Annotated in this window: 18 protein-coding genes and 1 riboswitch; of the genes, 5 read left to right on the top strand and 13 right to left on the bottom strand. The window is 35.6% G+C overall.

Annotated elements, in window-relative coordinates; genetic code table 11:
- The first annotated feature begins 74 nt into the window (after window positions 1-74).
- Both ACLBXA_RS09435 and ACLBXA_RS09430 read left to right on the top strand, forming a co-directional pair.
- Window positions 75-896 carry a Cof-type HAD-IIB family hydrolase gene (locus ACLBXA_RS09435; RefSeq protein WP_000221382.1) on the top strand — a complete coding sequence of 274 codons (822 nt, stop codon included), beginning with the start codon at window positions 75-77 and terminating at the stop codon, window positions 894-896.
- 209 nt (window positions 897-1,105) lie between these two features.
- Window positions 1,106-1,396, top strand: a complete 291-nt coding sequence (locus ACLBXA_RS09430; protein ID WP_000953395.1) for a DUF3817 domain-containing protein — start codon at window positions 1,106-1,108, stop codon at window positions 1,394-1,396.
- Between the two features lie 41 nt (window positions 1,397-1,437).
- Here ACLBXA_RS09430 and ACLBXA_RS09425 read toward each other — a convergent pair whose 3' ends face one another.
- The 5 genes from ACLBXA_RS09425 to ACLBXA_RS09405 are packed head-to-tail and all read right to left on the bottom strand — an operon-like array spanning window position 1,438 to window position 5,903.
- Window positions 1,438-2,115, bottom strand: coding sequence for a uracil-DNA glycosylase (locus tag ACLBXA_RS09425; RefSeq protein WP_000432545.1), 678 nt, complete (start codon window positions 2,113-2,115; stop codon window positions 1,438-1,440).
- Between the two features lie 19 nt (window positions 2,116-2,134).
- A complete protein-coding gene (locus tag ACLBXA_RS09420; protein ID WP_001206482.1) occupies window positions 2,135-3,127 on the bottom strand; it encodes an ABC transporter permease subunit in 993 nt (330 codons plus the stop codon).
- A complete protein-coding gene (locus tag ACLBXA_RS09415; protein WP_000207706.1) occupies window positions 3,120-4,037 on the bottom strand; it encodes an ABC transporter ATP-binding protein in 918 nt (305 codons plus the stop codon). Before ACLBXA_RS09415 ends, ACLBXA_RS09420 begins: the two co-directional genes overlap by 8 nt.
- Complete coding sequence (locus ACLBXA_RS09410) at window positions 4,034-4,915, bottom strand: SGNH/GDSL hydrolase family protein (RefSeq protein WP_133963959.1); 882 nt, start codon at window positions 4,913-4,915, stop codon at window positions 4,034-4,036. The genes ACLBXA_RS09415 and ACLBXA_RS09410 overlap by 4 nt, the downstream gene beginning before the upstream one ends.
- Before the next feature lie 10 nt (window positions 4,916-4,925).
- The gene (locus ACLBXA_RS09405; protein WP_081143286.1) at window positions 4,926-5,903 is read right to left on the bottom strand and encodes a LacI family DNA-binding transcriptional regulator; all 978 of its coding nucleotides are present in this window, start codon (window positions 5,901-5,903) and stop codon (window positions 4,926-4,928) included.
- A gap of 97 nt (window positions 5,904-6,000) precedes the next feature.
- Here ACLBXA_RS09405 and ACLBXA_RS09400 point away from each other — a divergent pair, with 97 nt between their 5' ends.
- Window positions 6,001-6,627, top strand: a complete 627-nt coding sequence (locus ACLBXA_RS09400; RefSeq protein WP_000943406.1) for a YczE/YyaS/YitT family protein — start codon at window positions 6,001-6,003, stop codon at window positions 6,625-6,627.
- A 30-nt stretch (window positions 6,628-6,657) separates the two neighbouring features.
- On the opposite strand, the gene ACLBXA_RS09395 is transcribed toward ACLBXA_RS09400, so the two are convergent.
- From ACLBXA_RS09395 to ACLBXA_RS09380, 4 genes are all read right to left on the bottom strand, one after another.
- Complete coding sequence (locus ACLBXA_RS09395; RefSeq protein ID WP_000659105.1) at window positions 6,658-7,953, bottom strand: homoserine dehydrogenase; 1,296 nt, start codon at window positions 7,951-7,953, stop codon at window positions 6,658-6,660.
- Window positions 7,954-8,094: 141 nt separating this feature from the next.
- Window positions 8,095-9,000, bottom strand: a complete 906-nt coding sequence (gene metA / locus ACLBXA_RS09390; protein WP_001121542.1) for a homoserine O-acetyltransferase MetA — start codon at window positions 8,998-9,000, stop codon at window positions 8,095-8,097.
- Window positions 8,984-10,282, bottom strand: coding sequence for a bifunctional O-acetylhomoserine aminocarboxypropyltransferase/cysteine synthase (locus tag ACLBXA_RS09385; RefSeq protein WP_000504772.1), 1,299 nt, complete (start codon window positions 10,280-10,282; stop codon window positions 8,984-8,986). Before ACLBXA_RS09385 ends, metA begins: the two co-directional genes overlap by 17 nt.
- A gap of 92 nt (window positions 10,283-10,374) precedes the next feature.
- A riboswitch (SAM riboswitch) is annotated at window positions 10,375-10,479 on the bottom strand.
- 183 nt (window positions 10,480-10,662) lie between these two features.
- Window positions 10,663-11,358, bottom strand: a complete 696-nt coding sequence (locus tag ACLBXA_RS09380) for a YjjG family noncanonical pyrimidine nucleotidase (protein WP_000760176.1) — start codon at window positions 11,356-11,358, stop codon at window positions 10,663-10,665.
- A 107-nt stretch (window positions 11,359-11,465) separates the two neighbouring features.
- Here ACLBXA_RS09380 and ACLBXA_RS09375 point away from each other — a divergent pair, with 107 nt between their 5' ends.
- The gene (locus tag ACLBXA_RS09375; RefSeq protein ID WP_000703317.1) at window positions 11,466-12,137 is read left to right on the top strand and encodes a transcriptional regulator YeiL; all 672 of its coding nucleotides are present in this window, start codon (window positions 11,466-11,468) and stop codon (window positions 12,135-12,137) included.
- A 59-nt stretch (window positions 12,138-12,196) separates the two neighbouring features.
- On the opposite strand, the gene ACLBXA_RS09370 is transcribed toward ACLBXA_RS09375, so the two are convergent.
- From ACLBXA_RS09370 to ACLBXA_RS09360, 3 genes are all read right to left on the bottom strand, one after another.
- Entirely contained in the window at window positions 12,197-12,823 is a 627-nt protein-coding gene (locus ACLBXA_RS09370) for an FMN-dependent NADH-azoreductase (protein ID WP_000246718.1), read from the bottom strand.
- A 191-nt stretch (window positions 12,824-13,014) separates the two neighbouring features.
- Complete coding sequence (locus ACLBXA_RS09365; protein WP_000695816.1) at window positions 13,015-13,662, bottom strand: response regulator; 648 nt, start codon at window positions 13,660-13,662, stop codon at window positions 13,015-13,017.
- A 20-nt stretch (window positions 13,663-13,682) separates the two neighbouring features.
- Entirely contained in the window at window positions 13,683-15,233 is a 1,551-nt protein-coding gene (locus ACLBXA_RS09360) for a GAF domain-containing sensor histidine kinase (RefSeq protein WP_000488150.1), read from the bottom strand.
- Between the two features lie 134 nt (window positions 15,234-15,367).
- Here ACLBXA_RS09360 and pdxK point away from each other — a divergent pair, with 134 nt between their 5' ends.
- Window positions 15,368-16,192 carry a pyridoxine/pyridoxal/pyridoxamine kinase gene (gene pdxK, locus ACLBXA_RS09355; RefSeq protein ID WP_000174252.1) on the top strand — a complete coding sequence of 275 codons (825 nt, stop codon included), beginning with the start codon at window positions 15,368-15,370 and terminating at the stop codon, window positions 16,190-16,192.
- Window positions 16,193-16,277: 85 nt separating this feature from the next.
- On the opposite strand, the gene ACLBXA_RS09350 is transcribed toward pdxK, so the two are convergent.
- Window positions 16,278-17,336 carry a GGDEF domain-containing protein gene (locus ACLBXA_RS09350; protein ID WP_000942921.1) on the bottom strand — a complete coding sequence of 353 codons (1,059 nt, stop codon included), beginning with the start codon at window positions 17,334-17,336 and terminating at the stop codon, window positions 16,278-16,280.
- Window positions 17,337-17,386: the final 50 nt, after the last annotated feature.

Here is a 17,386-nt window from a genome sequence, read left to right as displayed (position 1 = left end):
GATGTCTTACTATTATTCCTCAACATCTTCATGAACATGTATTTTGATTTCAATTAAAGAAAGGAATTTTCTATATGACTTATAAAATGATTGTTTTAGATTTAGATGATACTTTATTACGTGATGACCATACTATTTCACCTCGTACGAAAGAAGCGTTAATGACTGCACAAGAGCAAGGGGTAAAGGTTGTACTTGCTTCTGGACGTCCAACGTTTGGTATGCGCAATGTAGCCAAAGAACTTCGCTTAGAAGAATACGGCAGTTTCATTCTATCTTTTAATGGCGCAAAAATTATTAACTGTAAAACAAACGAAGAAATCTTTAGTAGTACACTATCTCCTGAAATCGTTCACAACCTATTTGAAATTAGTAAAACTGAAGATGTATGGATTCATACTTATATGGGCGATGATATCGTAACGGAAGAAAATAATCCTTATACTGAAATTGAGGGCGATATTACTGGTATGCCAATTGTTGTAGTAGATGACTTTAAAGCCGCAGTTAAAGAGCCTGTAGTAAAAGTATTAATGAATAAAGAAGCTGAACGCCTTGTTGAAGTTGAAAAGAAACTACAAAAACAACTAGAAGGCCAATTAAGCGTGATGCGTTCGAAACCATTCTTCTTAGAATTTACTGAAGCCGGTGTTACAAAAGGAACGAGCTTAAACAAACTGATTCAAAAGCTTGGCATTAAGCGTGAAGAAGTTATCGCAATGGGCGATAGCTATAACGACCAAGCAATGATTGAATTTGCTGGTCTTGGCGTTGCAATGGGCAATGCACCTGATGATATTAAAGAAATTGCAAATTACGTAACAGATACAAATATGAACGATGGTGTTGCAAAAGTTGTAGAGAAATTTGTTTTAAAAACGGATGTACTTGTTTAATATTTTCATTCACAAAACCTATTTGAAGTCAAATACTTCAAATAGGTTTTTATTTAAATTCTCATGCTTTTGTGACTATATTTTGAACTTTGCACTATTCTCGTAGTGTAAACTTTCTTTTTGTATATAATGAAACAAAATAGACTATTTTATTTTGAAAAAGAATACAAATTTACTATATACAAGCATACGTTAAAGGAGGCTACTTTATGTTATCTACACCAATCGGACGATTAAGAGCAATTGGACTAGTTGAGGGTATTTCTTTCCTATTACTATTATTTGTAGCAATGCCATTGAAATATTTCGCAGGATTTGCAACAGCTGTTAAAATTACAGGCATGGCTCATGGTGTTCTATTTATTCTATTCATCTTTGCAGTAATTCAAGTAACAATCGTACACCGTAAATCAATTTTATGGGCACTTGGAGCATTCGTTTCATCAGTTATCCCATTTGGTACTTTTGTACTAGATGCAAAATTAAAGAACGAGCAATAATAATAAAAAGGTAGTTAACGACTGTTAACTACCTTTTCTATTTATAAATTTGGAATTTCCCAATCAATTTCTCTTTCGCCCATATTAGCTAAAATCGTATTTACTTTAGAGTATGGCTTACTACCAAAGAAACCACGTCTTGCTGATAATGGACTTGGATGTACAGACTCGATAATATGATGATTCGGATTCGTAATTAACTTCTTCTTCGCCTGCGCATGGCGCCCCCACAATATGAAAATAACTGGCTTTTCACGTTCATTCAACAGTTGAATCACACGATCTGTGAAGTGCTCCCATCCTTTTCCCTTATGAGAATTTGCTTCACTTTGACGAACTGTTAATACGGTATTTAGTAGTAATACTCCTTGCTCCGCCCATTTTACTAAATAACCGTTATTCGGAATTTCATAACCATATTCATCTCGAAGCTCTTTATACATGTTTAACAATGATGGTGGTGTTTTAACACCAGGTTGTACAGAAAAGCTTAAACCATGCGCTTGATTCGGTCCATGATACGGATCTTGTCCTAAAATAACAACCTTTGTATTTTCATAACTTGTATACTGAAGAGCGTTAAAAATATCTTCCACCTTCGGATAAACAACATGCGTGCTGTATTCTTCTGTCAAAAAACTGGATAGAGTAAGATAATACTCTTTCTCAAATTCTGGTGCCAGTAATGGTCCCCAATCATTTCTTAAAACATTTTCCATGCTTTCACTTCCTGTCCAATTAATTCAACATATCCTGTTTTGTAAATACTAAGAACGAAATAATAAGAGAAACAACTGCCCAAACAGTTAAATTCATCAAAGAAAATCCCATTGATAAGCCTTGTAATGCAGGTAATTTTCCTGATAAATAATCCGTTAATGATAAATTCACGCTAAAAATATATTTCGCGCCTTCCCAAGATGTTGCGAATGAGCTTAAGATACCGCCTGCAATTAATGCAGCTAGCATAACGCCCATACCAGCTGGTGTATTACGAATTAAAACAGAGACCATAAATGATATAGTTCCGACAACGATAGCAACAAACCAGGCTAGTCCATACGCCATTAAGATGTATTGCCACTGCGGAATAAGGTGCACAAAGTTCGTATTTAACGTTTCCTTATCAATGACGAATCCTGTTAAAACAGGTAAATTCCATCCCGAGTATCCAAATACAAGCCCTGATAATATGTAAGCAAACAAACCTACAAGGAGCAGTATGAGCGAAATGAAAAATAACATCGTCACGTATTTACTAAGGAGTATTTTCCAGCGCCGAATCGGCCGCGTAAGTAACATCTTCATCGTCCCATCACTTCGTTCTCCAGAAACGATATCAATGGCGACAATCATTACGAGAAGCGGAATAAACAATGTAATTCCTTGTTCAATAAATGCTCTGACAAAAGTCGGTGCACCTGGCGCCATCGGATTAATATCATGATCTAAATAATATTGTTGTTGTTCAACTCTTACCTTTAACCAATCACGCCATTCTTCTGGCAATCTAGAATTATTCAACCGGTTCTGAGAATCAACAATTTGCTGTTGCAATGAAACCTTCCAATCAGTTGTACCGAGTCTTTTTTGTGTCGTTTCTATTTCGCGATACTGCGCATACACAAAAAGCGGGATTAAGATTGCTAAAATAAGCATAACAACAAAAATACGTTTCTTACGGTAAATCTTTTCTGATTCATTTAAAACTAGATTCGCAAATTCACGCATGCTGCTCACCCCTTGTGAGTTCAATAAATAAATCTTCTAGCGTAAATACAAGCTCCTTAACACTATGTACATCTATTTCATTTTCTACCAAGTGTTTATTCCAACTACTTATAGATGCAATATCCATGCGGCATAATAATCGCTCGCCTTCTACACTCACTTCTCTTACTTCCTCGGCTGCTTCTAACATATCTTTCGCCTTAGAAATTGGTGTAACAATCCATTCTACACGATCACTTGCTGTTTTAATTAATTCTTCAACCTTGGCAACTGTTATCATCTTTCCTTTATGAATAATAGCAACGCGATCGCATATCATTTGCACTTCACTTAGCAAGTGACTTGAAATAAACACGCTCATATTTTCTTCTTTTACAAGCTTATGTATAAATTCCCTAAGTTCTCTAATCCCTGCTGGATCTAAACCATTCGTTGGCTCATCTAATATGAGCAATTTTGGATTCCCAAGGAGCGCCTGCGCAATTCCAAGGCGTTGTTTCATACCAAGTGAGTACGTTTTTACCTTGTCATGAATTCTTTCATCTAAATGAACCATTTCAGCAATTTCAATAATACGTTCATCTGATATATCACCTAACATACGAGCAAATTGCTTTAAATTTTCCCATCCTGTTAAATATGTATACAACTCTGGGTTTTCAACGATACTCCCAATTTGACGCATCGCCTCTCTGAAATTGTCCTTAATCGAATAACCACCGATAGAAATCGTACCTTCTGTCGCCGTAATCAATCCGACTAACATTCGAATGGTAGTCGTCTTTCCAGCACCATTTGGTCCTAAGAACCCGAACACTTCTCCTTGCTTTACATCAAAGGAAATGTCCTCTACAAGAGTCTTCTTTCCAATTACCTTCTTCAAGTCTCGTACGGAAAGTATCGTCGTCATTTTACCCCTCCTTGTTCTAGTTTTAATTTACTTACAACATTTTGAACTAAACGTTCTGCCATATACATATAACCTACTTCGTTCGGATGAAAATGATCAGAGTATAATAAATCTTTTCCGCGGTTTTGGAATAAATCAAATGTCGGTGTAATATACACATTTTTATCGTTTAGCGCTAACTTCTCTAAAGATGCATTCCAGTCCACAACAATGTTTGAAGACCCTTTTAAATCTTCTACATCTTCAAAAGGATTGTATAAACCAAGCCAAAAAATCGGACTATCTGTATTTAATTTACGAATTTCTTCTATAATTTTCTTTGCTTCATTTTGAAACGTTTCTGTGTCAGGACGATACGTATCTAAATCTATCTTCCCAAGCGATTCCCAGCCTGGGAACAAATCATTCCCACCAATCGTTAACACGATTACATCTGCTTGCTTAATTGAATATTGAGCGCCATTACTTTCAATTTGTTTTAATAAATCGGGCATTTTTGCACCACTAACTGCTAAATTTGTTAATGCAATTTTTTGCTTATAATCTTTTTGTAAATCCTCTTTCATTCGCCCAACATAGCCAATTCCTTCTTTATCACCAACGCCACGCGTTAATGAATCACCTAAACTAACGATTTGTAACGTTCCCGTTTTCTTTTTCTCTTTTGCCACTACATCGGTCTTTTTAATTAAATTTGAAGCTTTCGGATTTAATACATCATTTACACCTGAAACAAAGCCATATGCAAATAAACAGAAAGATGCAATTGTAATGAGTAGAATTACTTTTACTACTTTTGATCTCATATCAAAACCCCTTTTAGCCCTCATAGATTGTCCATAATTATACCAAACGAAATTTTGAAAAGCGATTTTCACACCTTCTCAATTATGTCGTTTCTCTATCTACTAACTCTGGTAATAACTCTATATGCTTCACATCTAATTTCTCTTCATTAATCTTTTCATATAATAATTCAAACGCTTTCAATCCAACGTTTTTACTAGAATGCGAAATCGTCGTTATACCCAATATATCTGCCACCTCTTGATCATCACACCCAATAATCGTAATATCCTCTGGAATACGAATTCCTTGTTTTTTTGCTTCTGTAACCATCCCCGCTGCAATATGGTTACAAGATACAAGGAACGCCGTCGGTTTTACTGACATATGAGCCCATTCTCTAATTACATTGCGTCCATCTTCCACTGTAAAACACCCCTCAAATTTCCAGATCTCTAACGGTGTTACGATACTCTGTTGAAGCGAATCTTCATACGCCCTCTTTCGTCTTTGGCTATTAACGCTATTACTTCTTCCAATACAATATCCAATACTTGTATGACCGGCATCTATTAAGCTTTTCATCCCACGTGAAAATACTTTGTAGTAATCAATATGGACACTTGAAATGCATTTTGAATCTATTTCTTCACACATAACAATCGGGCCGAATTTCGTATATTCTTCAAGCTTCTCCTTACTATTTGCCCGAGAACAAATAATAACCCCATCAAGCTTTTTCATTTTTAACATATTTAAAATTTCTAGTTCTCTTTCTTCGCTATAATTTGTCTGGCAAAGCATCATATTATAATTATTCTTTGCCGTTTCTTTTGATATCCCCTCAATAATAGCGCTATAATATTGATCATTTACGTGTGGCAATAAAACGCCAATTACATTCGTTTTTCCTTTCACTAAATGAATTGCATTCACGTTTTGCGTGTAATTTAATTCTTCTATAATCGCTAAAATTTCTTTTCGTTTCTGTTCATTTACGTACGGATGATTATTTAGTACACGTGAAACAGTTGAAACAGATACTCCAGCAAGTTCAGCAATCTTTCTTATATTTGTCATCTTACTTTCCCCTTCTCACAAAAATTCTCTCTTGACCTGGTAAGCTTTCCACAATATATCCTTTCCTAGCAAATACATTTAGAAAGGATATACAACTATGCTTCGATTCAAATTAGAATATATATTTTTCATTGGCGGTTTACTCATTCTTGCCATCGGTATTAATATGATGACGACAATTACTTCCTTTGGACTTAGCCCTTATGATTCCTTCTTTATTGCACTATATCAAAATTTTGGGATAAGTATTGGTTTTTGGATTTTCATGATTAACTTTGCCTTTACACTTATCGTACTCTTTTGGAATAAAAAACAAATTACAATCGGTACAATTGTAACGATGATTCTTATTTCTCTTTTTGTTGATTGGATTGGTTCCATTATAACTATTATGGACGCTATCCGCTCTCTTCCAAAATATATAACACTTATTTGCGGAAATCTATTCGTTGGAGCTGGAATTGGTCTTTACGTCTCTACAAACCTTTGCGCAGCGCCTCAAGAAGCTTTCGTTTTAACCGTTGCTGAGAAGAAAAAATGGACGTTTAGAAGAACAGAGATTTCATTAGCCTTTTTATTTTTAACTTTAAGCTTTTTATTAGATGGACCTATCTATTTTGGAACCATCATCTTATCCTTTACAACAGGCTGGATTATCCAAGCATTTATTCAAGTTGGTACACAGATTTTAAATAGAAAAGAACCTATTAAGCAAGCTGCTTAATAGGCTCTTTCTGTTTTATGGTAAGAGATACTACTTAGCATCCCCTTCAATTCGATAGTTCGCTTTCAAACAATCTATTTCTTCATACCCTTGCAACGTATGTAGAATATAATCATAATCAGCAAGAGACGCACGATGCGTTACAATTACAATTTCAGCCTTTCCTTTCTCTTCAAGCGGCATTTGAATAATTTTCTCAAAGCTAACTCCGCGCTCAGAGAACAATGAAGTAATTTTTGCAAATACACCAATTTCGTCTTTTACATGCAGTCTTAAAAACTTTTTCACGACTATTTCGTCTGGCTCTTTTAATACTTTTTGATACTGTGGGACTACAGCACTATTTCCTGTTACCCCTAATCTAATATTTTGCATTACAGCAACTAAATCCGAAACAACAGCTGTCGCTGTCGGTAAACTTCCTGCCCCTGGTCCATAAAACATCGTTTCCCCAACTGCTTCACCGTACACATACACAGCGTTATATTCATTTTGTACTGCCGCAAGAGGGTGTGTATTTGGAAGTAAAGTTGGTTCAACCGTAACCTCCAATTTTTCACCATCTCGTTTTGCAAGACCGATTAATTTAATTGTATAACCTAAGCTCTTACTGTATTCAATATCTTCCTCTGTAATAGAGGTAATTCCTTTTACGTTCACATCTCCAAGCTCTACATTTGTAGAGAAACCGAGAGTAGCTAAAATCGTCATTTTTCTTGCTGCATCTAAACCTTCTACATCTGATGTTGGATCTGCTTCTGCAAATCCAAGTTGTTGGGCTTCTTTTAACACGTCGTTATATGCTCTCCCTTCGTCTGACATTTTCGTCAAAATAAAATTTGTCGTTCCATTTACAATTCCCATGACTTTCGTAATAAGATCTGAAGAGAGTCCTTCTACAATACTGCGTAGAATTGGAATTCCCCCTGCCACACTCGCTTCATAGAAGAGATCAGTTTTATTATCTTTTGCTGTCGCTAATAATTCAGCTCCATGTAATGCCATTAAGTCTTTATTTGCAGTTACAACATGCTTTCCGCTTTTTAAAGCTTGTAAAATATATAATTTTGCATCATCAATGCCACCCATTACTTCGATGACAACATCAATATTTGGATTATCTAAAATTTCATTTGCATCTTGTGTTAATAGAGTAGAAGGTACCTCTACTTCTCTCTCTTTTTCAATATTTTGTACTAGTACTTTCGTTACTTTTACAGGACAACCTACTTGGTGGATAAGTCGCTCTTGATGATCTGTAATGATACGAACTACACCACTCCCAACTGTCCCAAGACCTAATAAACCAACTTGAATTTCTTTCATAGTACTGTCCACCCCTCAAAAATTGTGTTTAGATGAAATTATATGAATAAAAAATCTGAAAAACAATGTATTTCGAACATTCGGAAAAATAAAGGTTAATCTTTACAAGGAAAACGTTGCCACGTGTTACACAATCTTTCTTTACAATATATAAGGGGTTTCTTGATACACGTAATAATTCAACCAATTAGAAAACAATAAATTCCCATGACTCCTCCACCTAACAAGGGGCTTTTCATCTGGATTATTATGTTTAAAATAGTTTTTTGGCACATCAATATTTAATCCCTTGTCACGATCTCGTTCGTATTCTTGCTTTAACGTATCACAACTATATTCACTATGCCCAAGGGCAAAAACTTGCCTTCCTTCTTGCCCAATGACAAGGTGAACACCCGCTTCCTCAGAATTTGCTAATAATGTTAAGTCTGTCACCTCTCTAATATCACTCTCTCGTACTTCTGTATGACGAGAATGGGGAGCAAAAAACAATTCATCAAACCCTTGTAACAATTTCACATGTTGCTCGCAAACTTCATGTTCAAATACACCGAACATTTTTTCCTTAAGAGGATACTTTGGAACACCATAATGATAATACAAGCCAGCCTGTGCCCCCCAGCAAATATGGAGCGTAGATGTTACATTCGTTTTTGAATACTCCATAATACGTTTAAGCTCTTCCCAATAATCTACCTCTTCAAAAGAAAGAGTTTCAACTGGTGCTCCTGTTATAATGAGCCCGTCAAATTTTTCATTTTCAATATCACGAAATGTTTTATAAAAGCTCATTAAATGGTCCTGCGCTACATTGCGAGAGAAATGTGATTCCATATGAAGCAAATGAACATCTAATTGCAACGGTGTGTTGCCAATTAAACGAAGTAATTGCGCTTCTGTTTCTTGCTTTGTAGGCATTAAATTTAAGATAGCAATTTTCAATGCCCGAATATCTTGTGTTTCTGCTCGCTCCTTCGTCATTACAAATATATTTTCCTTCTGCAACACTTTGCGAGCTGGTAAATCTTTATCAATTATGATCGGCATGTTCTTTGCCTCCGACTAGCGCCGCTTCTAAATCTGCAATAATATCAGAAACATCTTCTATGCCAACAGATAAACGAATTAAATCTGATGTAACGCCAGCTAGACGCTGATCTTCAGCACTTAATTGTCTATGCGTTGTGCTAGCAGGATGTATAACGCAAGTTCGTGCATCCGCTACATGCGTTACAAGAGTTGCTAGTTTTACATTTGCGATAAATTCTTTCGCCGCTTCTAATCCGCCCTTAATGCCGAATGTTAAAACACCACTAGCACCTTTTTTCAAATACGTTTGTGCTAACGAGTAATTTTCATTGCTATCTAATCCAGGATAATTCACCCATTCAATACGTTCATGGTTAGCAAGCCACTTAGCAACTACGAGAGCATTTTCACTATGACGCTCCATTCTTAAATGCAGCGTTTCTAAGCCGATATTGCTAATATACGCATTGAATGGGCTCATACAGTTTCCGTAGTCCCTTAATAATTGAACACGCGCCTTCACAATATAAGCTGCTGCACCAAAATTTTGAACGTAACTTACGCCGTGATAACTTGGATCCGGTTCAACAAGTTCAGGATATTTCCCATTTGTCCAATCGAAGTTCCCTCCGTCAATGACAATGCCGCCTAAAGAGCTTGCATGACCATCAATATATTTCGTCGTAGAATGAACGATAATATTTGCTCCGTGCTCAAATGCTTGGCATAAATAAGGAGTTGCTAATGTATTATCCACGATAAAAGGCACTTCTAACTCTTTCGCTGCATCTGAAAATTCTTTAAAATTCAAAACGTTCATCGCTGGATTTCCTAATGATTCTGCATAAATGAGCTTCGTCTTATCGTTAGCAAGTGCCGCAATTTCATCTGCCGTTAAATTGGGATTAAAGAACGTAACATCAATGCCAAGCTTACGTAAACTCACCCCAAATAAATTAAACGTTCCCCCGTAAACAGTTGAAGAGCAAAGTAAATGGTCTCCACTACTACAAATATTTAAAACTGCGAGCATAATAGCCGCTTGCCCAGAAGCCGTTGCAACAGCTCCTACCCCGCCTTCTAAATCTGATAACTTCTGCTCAAATGCAGCTAGAGTAGGGTTTCCAATACGCGTATAAATATATCCTTCTGCCTCTAAGTTAAATAGGGCTGCTAAATCATCCGAAGTATCGTATTTATACGTTGTACTTTGATAAAGTGGTAAAACACGTGGTTCACCATTCTTTGGCGTATAGCCACCTTGCACACAAATCGTTCCTTTTCCCCATGATTCTCCCATCTCTCATTCTCCTTTCTTTTATACAAAATAAAAAACTGCCCCTTTCCTGAAAACAAGAAAGGAGCAGTTTGAAAACACGCTCTAAAGGCTCTTTCTTATCTCTCAGGATTACTACCTGCAGGATTTGGCACAATTCCGTTATACGGCTGTTGCCAAGGTTTCATCGGGCCTGTCCCTCCACCTTTTCTTGATAAGACTATGCAATTACCGTTGATTTTATAGCAATAATTTCCTAATGTCAAACAGTTTTTTCTGAATGTTCTAAAACAAACATTAACAATTTCATATAAAGCAACAAAAGAAATATATTCCATACTAACTCGAAAAAGACCTTTAGAAAAAATGATTCATGTAAAATAAACCCCAATCATCTATTTTCATTAAACAAACTGTTTTAATAGAGCGTATAATTCTTCAAAATTATGCACTTCATATGTCGGTATAATCCCACTATCATTTAATTTCCTTTCTGGATTAAACCAACAAGTATCAATTCCCGCTACATATCCACCTTTAATATCGGCACTTAATGAATCCCCAATAATCAGCCCTTCTTCAGGTGCAAAGTTAGGAATCCGTTCAAAAACATAATCAAAATACTCTTTCATCGGCTTTTGAAAACCTGTATCTTCCGAAACAAAAACATCTTTAAATAATGAATGTAACCCTGCATTACGCAAACGTTTATCTTGCGTCTTAGAAACACCATTTGTCACTATATACAACTCATACTCCCCTTGAATTTGATTTATAAATTCAAACGCACCTTGCATGAGTTGATTTCCTTCTTCTAAGTAGCTACGATAATTATTTTCGAATAATATACCGTCTACTTCTTCTCCATACTCTTTAAACAACATAGAGAATCGTTTATTTACAACTTCATTACGTGATAGTTCACCTTTTTCAAAAGCATTCCAAAGACCTTTATTTATTTTTTTATAACGAGCCTCTATCTCCTCTGTTAAAGGGATTCCCTTCTCTTCAAAAAGCACCTGTAAAGCTACTTTTTCAGCCTTTTGGAAATCTAATAATGTATCATCTACATCAAATAGTAATGTTTTATATTTTTTCATAAATTCATCACACTCTCTTTTCTACAAAAACAAATTTACATAAATCGTATCATTCCTTCTTGTAAAGATAATAGGAGATATCTCATACTATAAATAGGGGTGAAAATATGAAAATCAGCAAAAATGAAGAAGAAATTTATCAATACATGCGAATCCATCAATTCCATACCCTATTTTCATTTCATGTCTTGCCATATGTAGAGCTGCATTCTTTTCAAACGAAAGAGATGATATGTAGCGAAGGAAACGCCCTCCCTTATCTCTATTACTTAATTTCTGGGAAAGCAAAAATATATATGAATCATAAAAACGGGAAAGTTTCATTAATTAATTTTATTCAAGCACCATCTTTTATCGGGGAATTAGGATTAATAGGAGTAGAAAATATCACCAAGTCCGTTGAAGTACTAGAAGATTGTGTTTGTTTAGCACTTCCTCTTAAAGATTGTCAGCAACTTGTATTACAAGATGCAACGTTTTTACAGCACTTATGCAAATTTATTGGAGAAAAGACAATTACTCGCACTGAAAATTACGCAAAAAACTATAGTTATCCTTTCGAAAATCGATTAGCTGCTTTTATTTTATTAACAGAACAAAATAATTGTTATATAGAAAAGCATACTGAGGCTGCAGAATACTTAAATGTCAGCTATCGTCATCTTTTATATGTATTAAACCAGTTTTGCCAACAAAATTATTTAAAAAAAGAAGGCCGAACATATTATATACAAGATCGAAATACATTAGAAAAGCTTGCTGACGAGCTGAAAATATAAAGAAACAGCATTAACATAAACGTTAATGCTGTTTCTTTGAGTGACGATTATAATTTAAATTAAAATTTACTTGCTACTTTAGCTGCTTCTTCAAGACCTGCAGCAATGATTTCTTCTGCTTTATCTGGGAATTGGTTATGTCCTTCAATAACTACTGTTTCCATGTTTGTTGCACCGAAGAAGCCCATCATGCTTGCTACATATTTAACAGCCATTTCTACCTCAGCTGCTGGACCTTCTGAATATACGCCGCCGCGCGCGTTTAATAATGCAATCTTCTTATCTCCAATTAAACCAACTGGACCTTCTGGTGTATATTTGAACGTTTTACCAGCACGGTTTAAATAATCAATATATGTGTGTAACACTGCTGGAATCGTTAAGTTCCATAATGGGAAGCCGAAAACAATTTTATCAGCTTCTAGAAATTGATTTAAATACTTATCAGCAACTGCTACTGCTTTTGCCTCTTCTTCTGTTAAATCAAATCCTTTACCTGCCTTAAATGTACCATTGATCATGTCTACACCTACATATGGTAATTCTTCTTTATATAAATCAAGTTCTACTACTGTATCATTTGGGTGTGCTTCTTTATAGTTCGCTAAAAATGCCTCATATAATTTTACACTAACTGCTTGTTCCGCTGGACGGTTGTTTGCTTTAACAAATAAAACTGTTGCCATTATTTCTTCCTCCTAGTACTCACTCTTATGTTGTTATATGCTTTCAAAAAAGGTATCCCTTGTAATTGTTGTTTTGTTGCTTACAAACATATCTTATCTTTATATCAATACATTTTCGTCCTCACATAGACGTATTTTTCCATAAAAAAAGTCCACCTTCTAAAGGCGAACTAGGTCTTACGACTTTTGTCTTATACAATTCCATTTTTCACTGCATATAACGCCGCTTGCGTGCGATCAGATAAATTCAACTTACTCAAAATACTACTTACATGAGCTTTTACCGTTTTTTCTGTAATAACTAAAACAGAAGCGATCTCTTTATTACTCATCCCTTTCGCTAATAGCTGCAGCACTTCATTTTCTCTCGCCGTTAGCACATCCACTTGAATAGAAGGTTCTTCTTCCTTTTCTTCCACAGGTAGTGTTTGAGAGAGAAGAGTATTTGCTATATCCGGATGTAATTGAATATTACCTTTATATGCGCTTCGAATAGCTTCAACAAGCTGATCCGGTTCTACATCTTTTAAAATATACCCACTTGCCCCCGCCCTTAACGCTGGTAAAACATGCGCCTGATCAGAAAAGCTAGTTAATACAATTACTTTCACATTCGGATATTCTTTTTTGATGCACGCCGTCGCCTCGACACCATCCATTTCGGGCATATATAAATCCATTAATACAACATCTGGATTCGTCTCCCCTACTTTCACTAACGCTTCTTTCCCATTATTTGCTTCTCCAACTAACGTTAAATCTTCCTGTGTACTTAAGAAAAATGCTAATCCTTTTAAAACGACTGTATGATCATCGACTAACAATACTTTTATTTTCACAAACTTCCCTCATTTTCACATCATAATGGTACATTTACTTTTACGCTCGTTCGCTTCTTACTACTTACAATTTTAATTGTTCCACCAACTAATTCTACTCTTTCACGCATCGTAGTCATGCCGAGTGATTTCTTCTCTTTTATATCCTTTTCTACAAAGCCGTTTCCTTGATCGACTATTTCTAATGATACATTCTTCTCTGTCACTTTGAAATAAATCGTTGATTCTCTGACATTCGCATGTTTACTTACGTTATTCAAAGCTTCTTGTCCAATTCTCCATAACGCTTCCTCTACTACACGCGGTAAATCACGAACACCTGTAACTTGTTCCCGAATTTTCAGTCCCAAGTTTTCACCGTACTGCTTTAAAGCTGGTAATAAACCTTTTTCTAATCCTGCCGGACGAAGCTGCCAAATTAATGTTCTCATTTCCTTTAAAGCTCCTTGCGCTAGTTCCCGCATCTCATGCAAAGATTGGTCAACCTTTTCATTTTGACCTTTTAAAACGGCCTCAGCCCCTTTTGTCATAAAGGTTAATGAAAATAATTTTTGCGAAACAGAATCATGTAAATCCCTTGCTAATCGGTTTCTTTCTTCCAGTCGTACGAGTTCACGGCGCTGTTCGTTTAACCTTAGATTCTCTATTATTAATGAAACGTGATTCGATAATGCTTGAATTATATCTATTGTATTAACATCAAATTCTCCATTATTTAAACTAACACATAAAACACCAAATATATGATTTTGAATATGTATTGGCGTAGCAATAACAACTCCATTTACACGTTTTAATAGAGCTAGCTCACCTTGTTCTAACGCCTTCTTTGCCGCTTCTTTTACATCCTCTTGTAACTCTTCCTGCCCATAAGAAGCTCGCAAAGATAACTCTATTTCTTCCCTAATAAAAAACGCCACTTGATTCCACTGAAATACTTCACCTACGTGATTTACCACCTTTTCAGATAATACATTAAACTTATGAATCGTTTTTAAAGCTTGAATAAACCGCTCCAATTTCACATAGTAATGTGCTCTTCGCTTTTCATTTTCATATAATTTTGTTCGCTTTAAAGCCGTCCCGATTTGGAAAGCAACTGATTGGAGCAATACTAATTCTTCTTCCGAAAAATGTGTTTTACCTGGGCTAGCTACATTTAAAACACCAAATTTCTCTCCTCCAGCCTTTAAAGGAACCGTAGCATGATGAAGAATTCCTTCTGTATCTCCCCAATTATATTCAATTGCATTATTAATTCTTTTACATTCAATAATATTAACGGCTCTCTCTAATTTCCCATCTACGAAGCCGCGTAAACACCAACACTCACCTTCACACATCGGGCGTTTATTTTCATATTTAAGTGCCTCTGGTAACTGGTAATCGATCACCTTCGTATACTTCCCATTTTCATCCGCAAGAAAAATCCAGCCTGTCGTTAAACCTGTTACACTGAGCAATTTTTCTAGTACTGCTTGCAATACATGATATGTATCATTTGATGTATTTAATGTTTCTGCAATTTCCTTTAATATAACTAATTCATTTGTACGATTATCTCGAAACATACTCAGTCTCCTGCATACAAGATTTTAAATAGCTCTTAAAATAAATCATCTACTTTTCACTTTGTACTTATTCGTAACATTGATATAATGGTGAAAACATAGTTTTCATTATATCACTTGAGGGGGCTTTCATAATGACATTAAATAAAGCACTTACTATCGCTGGTTCTGACACAAGTGGCGGTGCTGGTATACAAGCAGATTTAAAAACATTCCAAGAACTTGGCGTATACGGAATGACATCTCTTACAACAATCGTAACGATGGATCCACATAACGGTTGGGCACATAACGTATTTCCAATCCCAGCTTCTACATTAAAACCACAATTAGAAACAACAATTGAAGGTGTTGGCGTAGACGCTTTAAAAACAGGTATGCTTGGATCAGTAGAAATTATTGAAATGGTTGCAGAAACAATCGAAAAGCACAATTTCAAAAATGTAGTAGTTGACCCTGTTATGGTATGTAAAGGTGCAGATGAAGCATTACATCCTGAAACGAACGATTGCTTACGTGACGTTCTTGTGCCAAAGGCATTAGTTGTAACACCAAACTTATTTGAAGCTTACCAATTAAGCGGTGTGAAAATTAATTCTCTTGAGGACATGAAAGAAGCAGCGAAGAAAATCCACGCTTTAGGTGCCAAATACGTACTAATTAAAGGTGGAAGCAAACTTGGTACGGAAACTGCAATCGACGTCCTATATGATGGAGAAACATTCGATCTTCTAGAATCAGAAAAAATCGATACAACCAATACACACGGTGCAGGTTGTACATATTCTGCTGCAATTACAGCAGAACTTGCAAAAGGAAAACCTGTGAAAGAAGCAGTAAAAACTGCTAAAGAATTCATCACAGCTGCTATTCGTTACTCATTCAAAATTAACGAATACGTAGGTCCAACTCACCATGGTGCATATCGTAAATTCGTTGTATCAAAAGAACTTGTCTAATATATAAATAAAAACACTCACAAGGTTCATACATTGCCTCTGTGAGTGTTTTTTATAAGCTTTATGTCTTCTGGTCATCTTATCTTTAAGATGCAGAGCTGACCTTATTTCTACCATTTCGTTTCGAGTAGTATAACGCATCATCCGCCGCTTGAATAAATTGCTCTGATGACCCTTCATACTCTGAAACCCCTACCGAAACCGTAATTTTTATTTTTGTTCCATCTAACAATTGAAATGGGTGACTTTCAACAGCTATACGAATTTGCTCGCCCATACGAATTCCGTAAGCTAATCCCTTATTCGGTATCAAAAGCGCAAACTCCTCTCCACCCTTTCGAAAAGCCAAATCTGGAAATTGTGAAGTTTCTCGTAAAATACATCCTACTTGTTTTAACACTTCGTCCCCTGCAGGATGCCCGTACGTATCATTTACATACTTAAAGTGGTCAATATCTATAAGTAGTAAACAAAGCGAATCATTTTTCATGTTCTTATTACTAATATGACGATTCATCTCTAAATCAAACTGTCTTACGTTTCCTAGACCTGTCAATGCGTCTACCGTTGCGTATTGCTTCATCGTTTGGAATAACTCATTGGATTGTAAAACGTAATTTGCACTTATGAATGTTATGTAGCCTGTAATAATACTAGAAATTAAATATAATCCTACTATGTTAATATCTTTAATTAACCATATATATAGTGAGGGGATTAGAATAGATAAAATATATGTATGTAACCATGCCCACTTTTCTCCTAGAGAGATATTTAGACGCGAAATAAAGATACTACCTACTCCTATCGCAATAATTGTATAAAAAGCTACTTGAGAAGCTAATGAATAATCCATAAATAATAACCTAGTTACTAAAATCATACTAACAGCTATAGTACTCGCTATCGGGCCTCCAATTATAACAGCTAAAATAACAGCTAAGTAGCGCAAATCCAATAGGATGGTACCAACATGAACACCGAAATACATTAGTAATATACCTAATATTCCAGTAAGAATACCTACTACACATTTCTGCCAAAGAGAAAACTCTTCTTTTAACGGCCTATCTCTTAAAAGCTGACCTCCAACAAAAATAAAGGAAAGAATAATTGTTGTATTTACAAATAAGTCCCTTAACATAAAATAATCTCCCTAATTTTCCATCTATCCCCTTCCCCACTTTATTGTAT

The organism is Bacillus sp. D48C (assembly GCF_053345735.1).
This window is presented reverse-complemented; position numbering and strand designations above follow the sequence as displayed.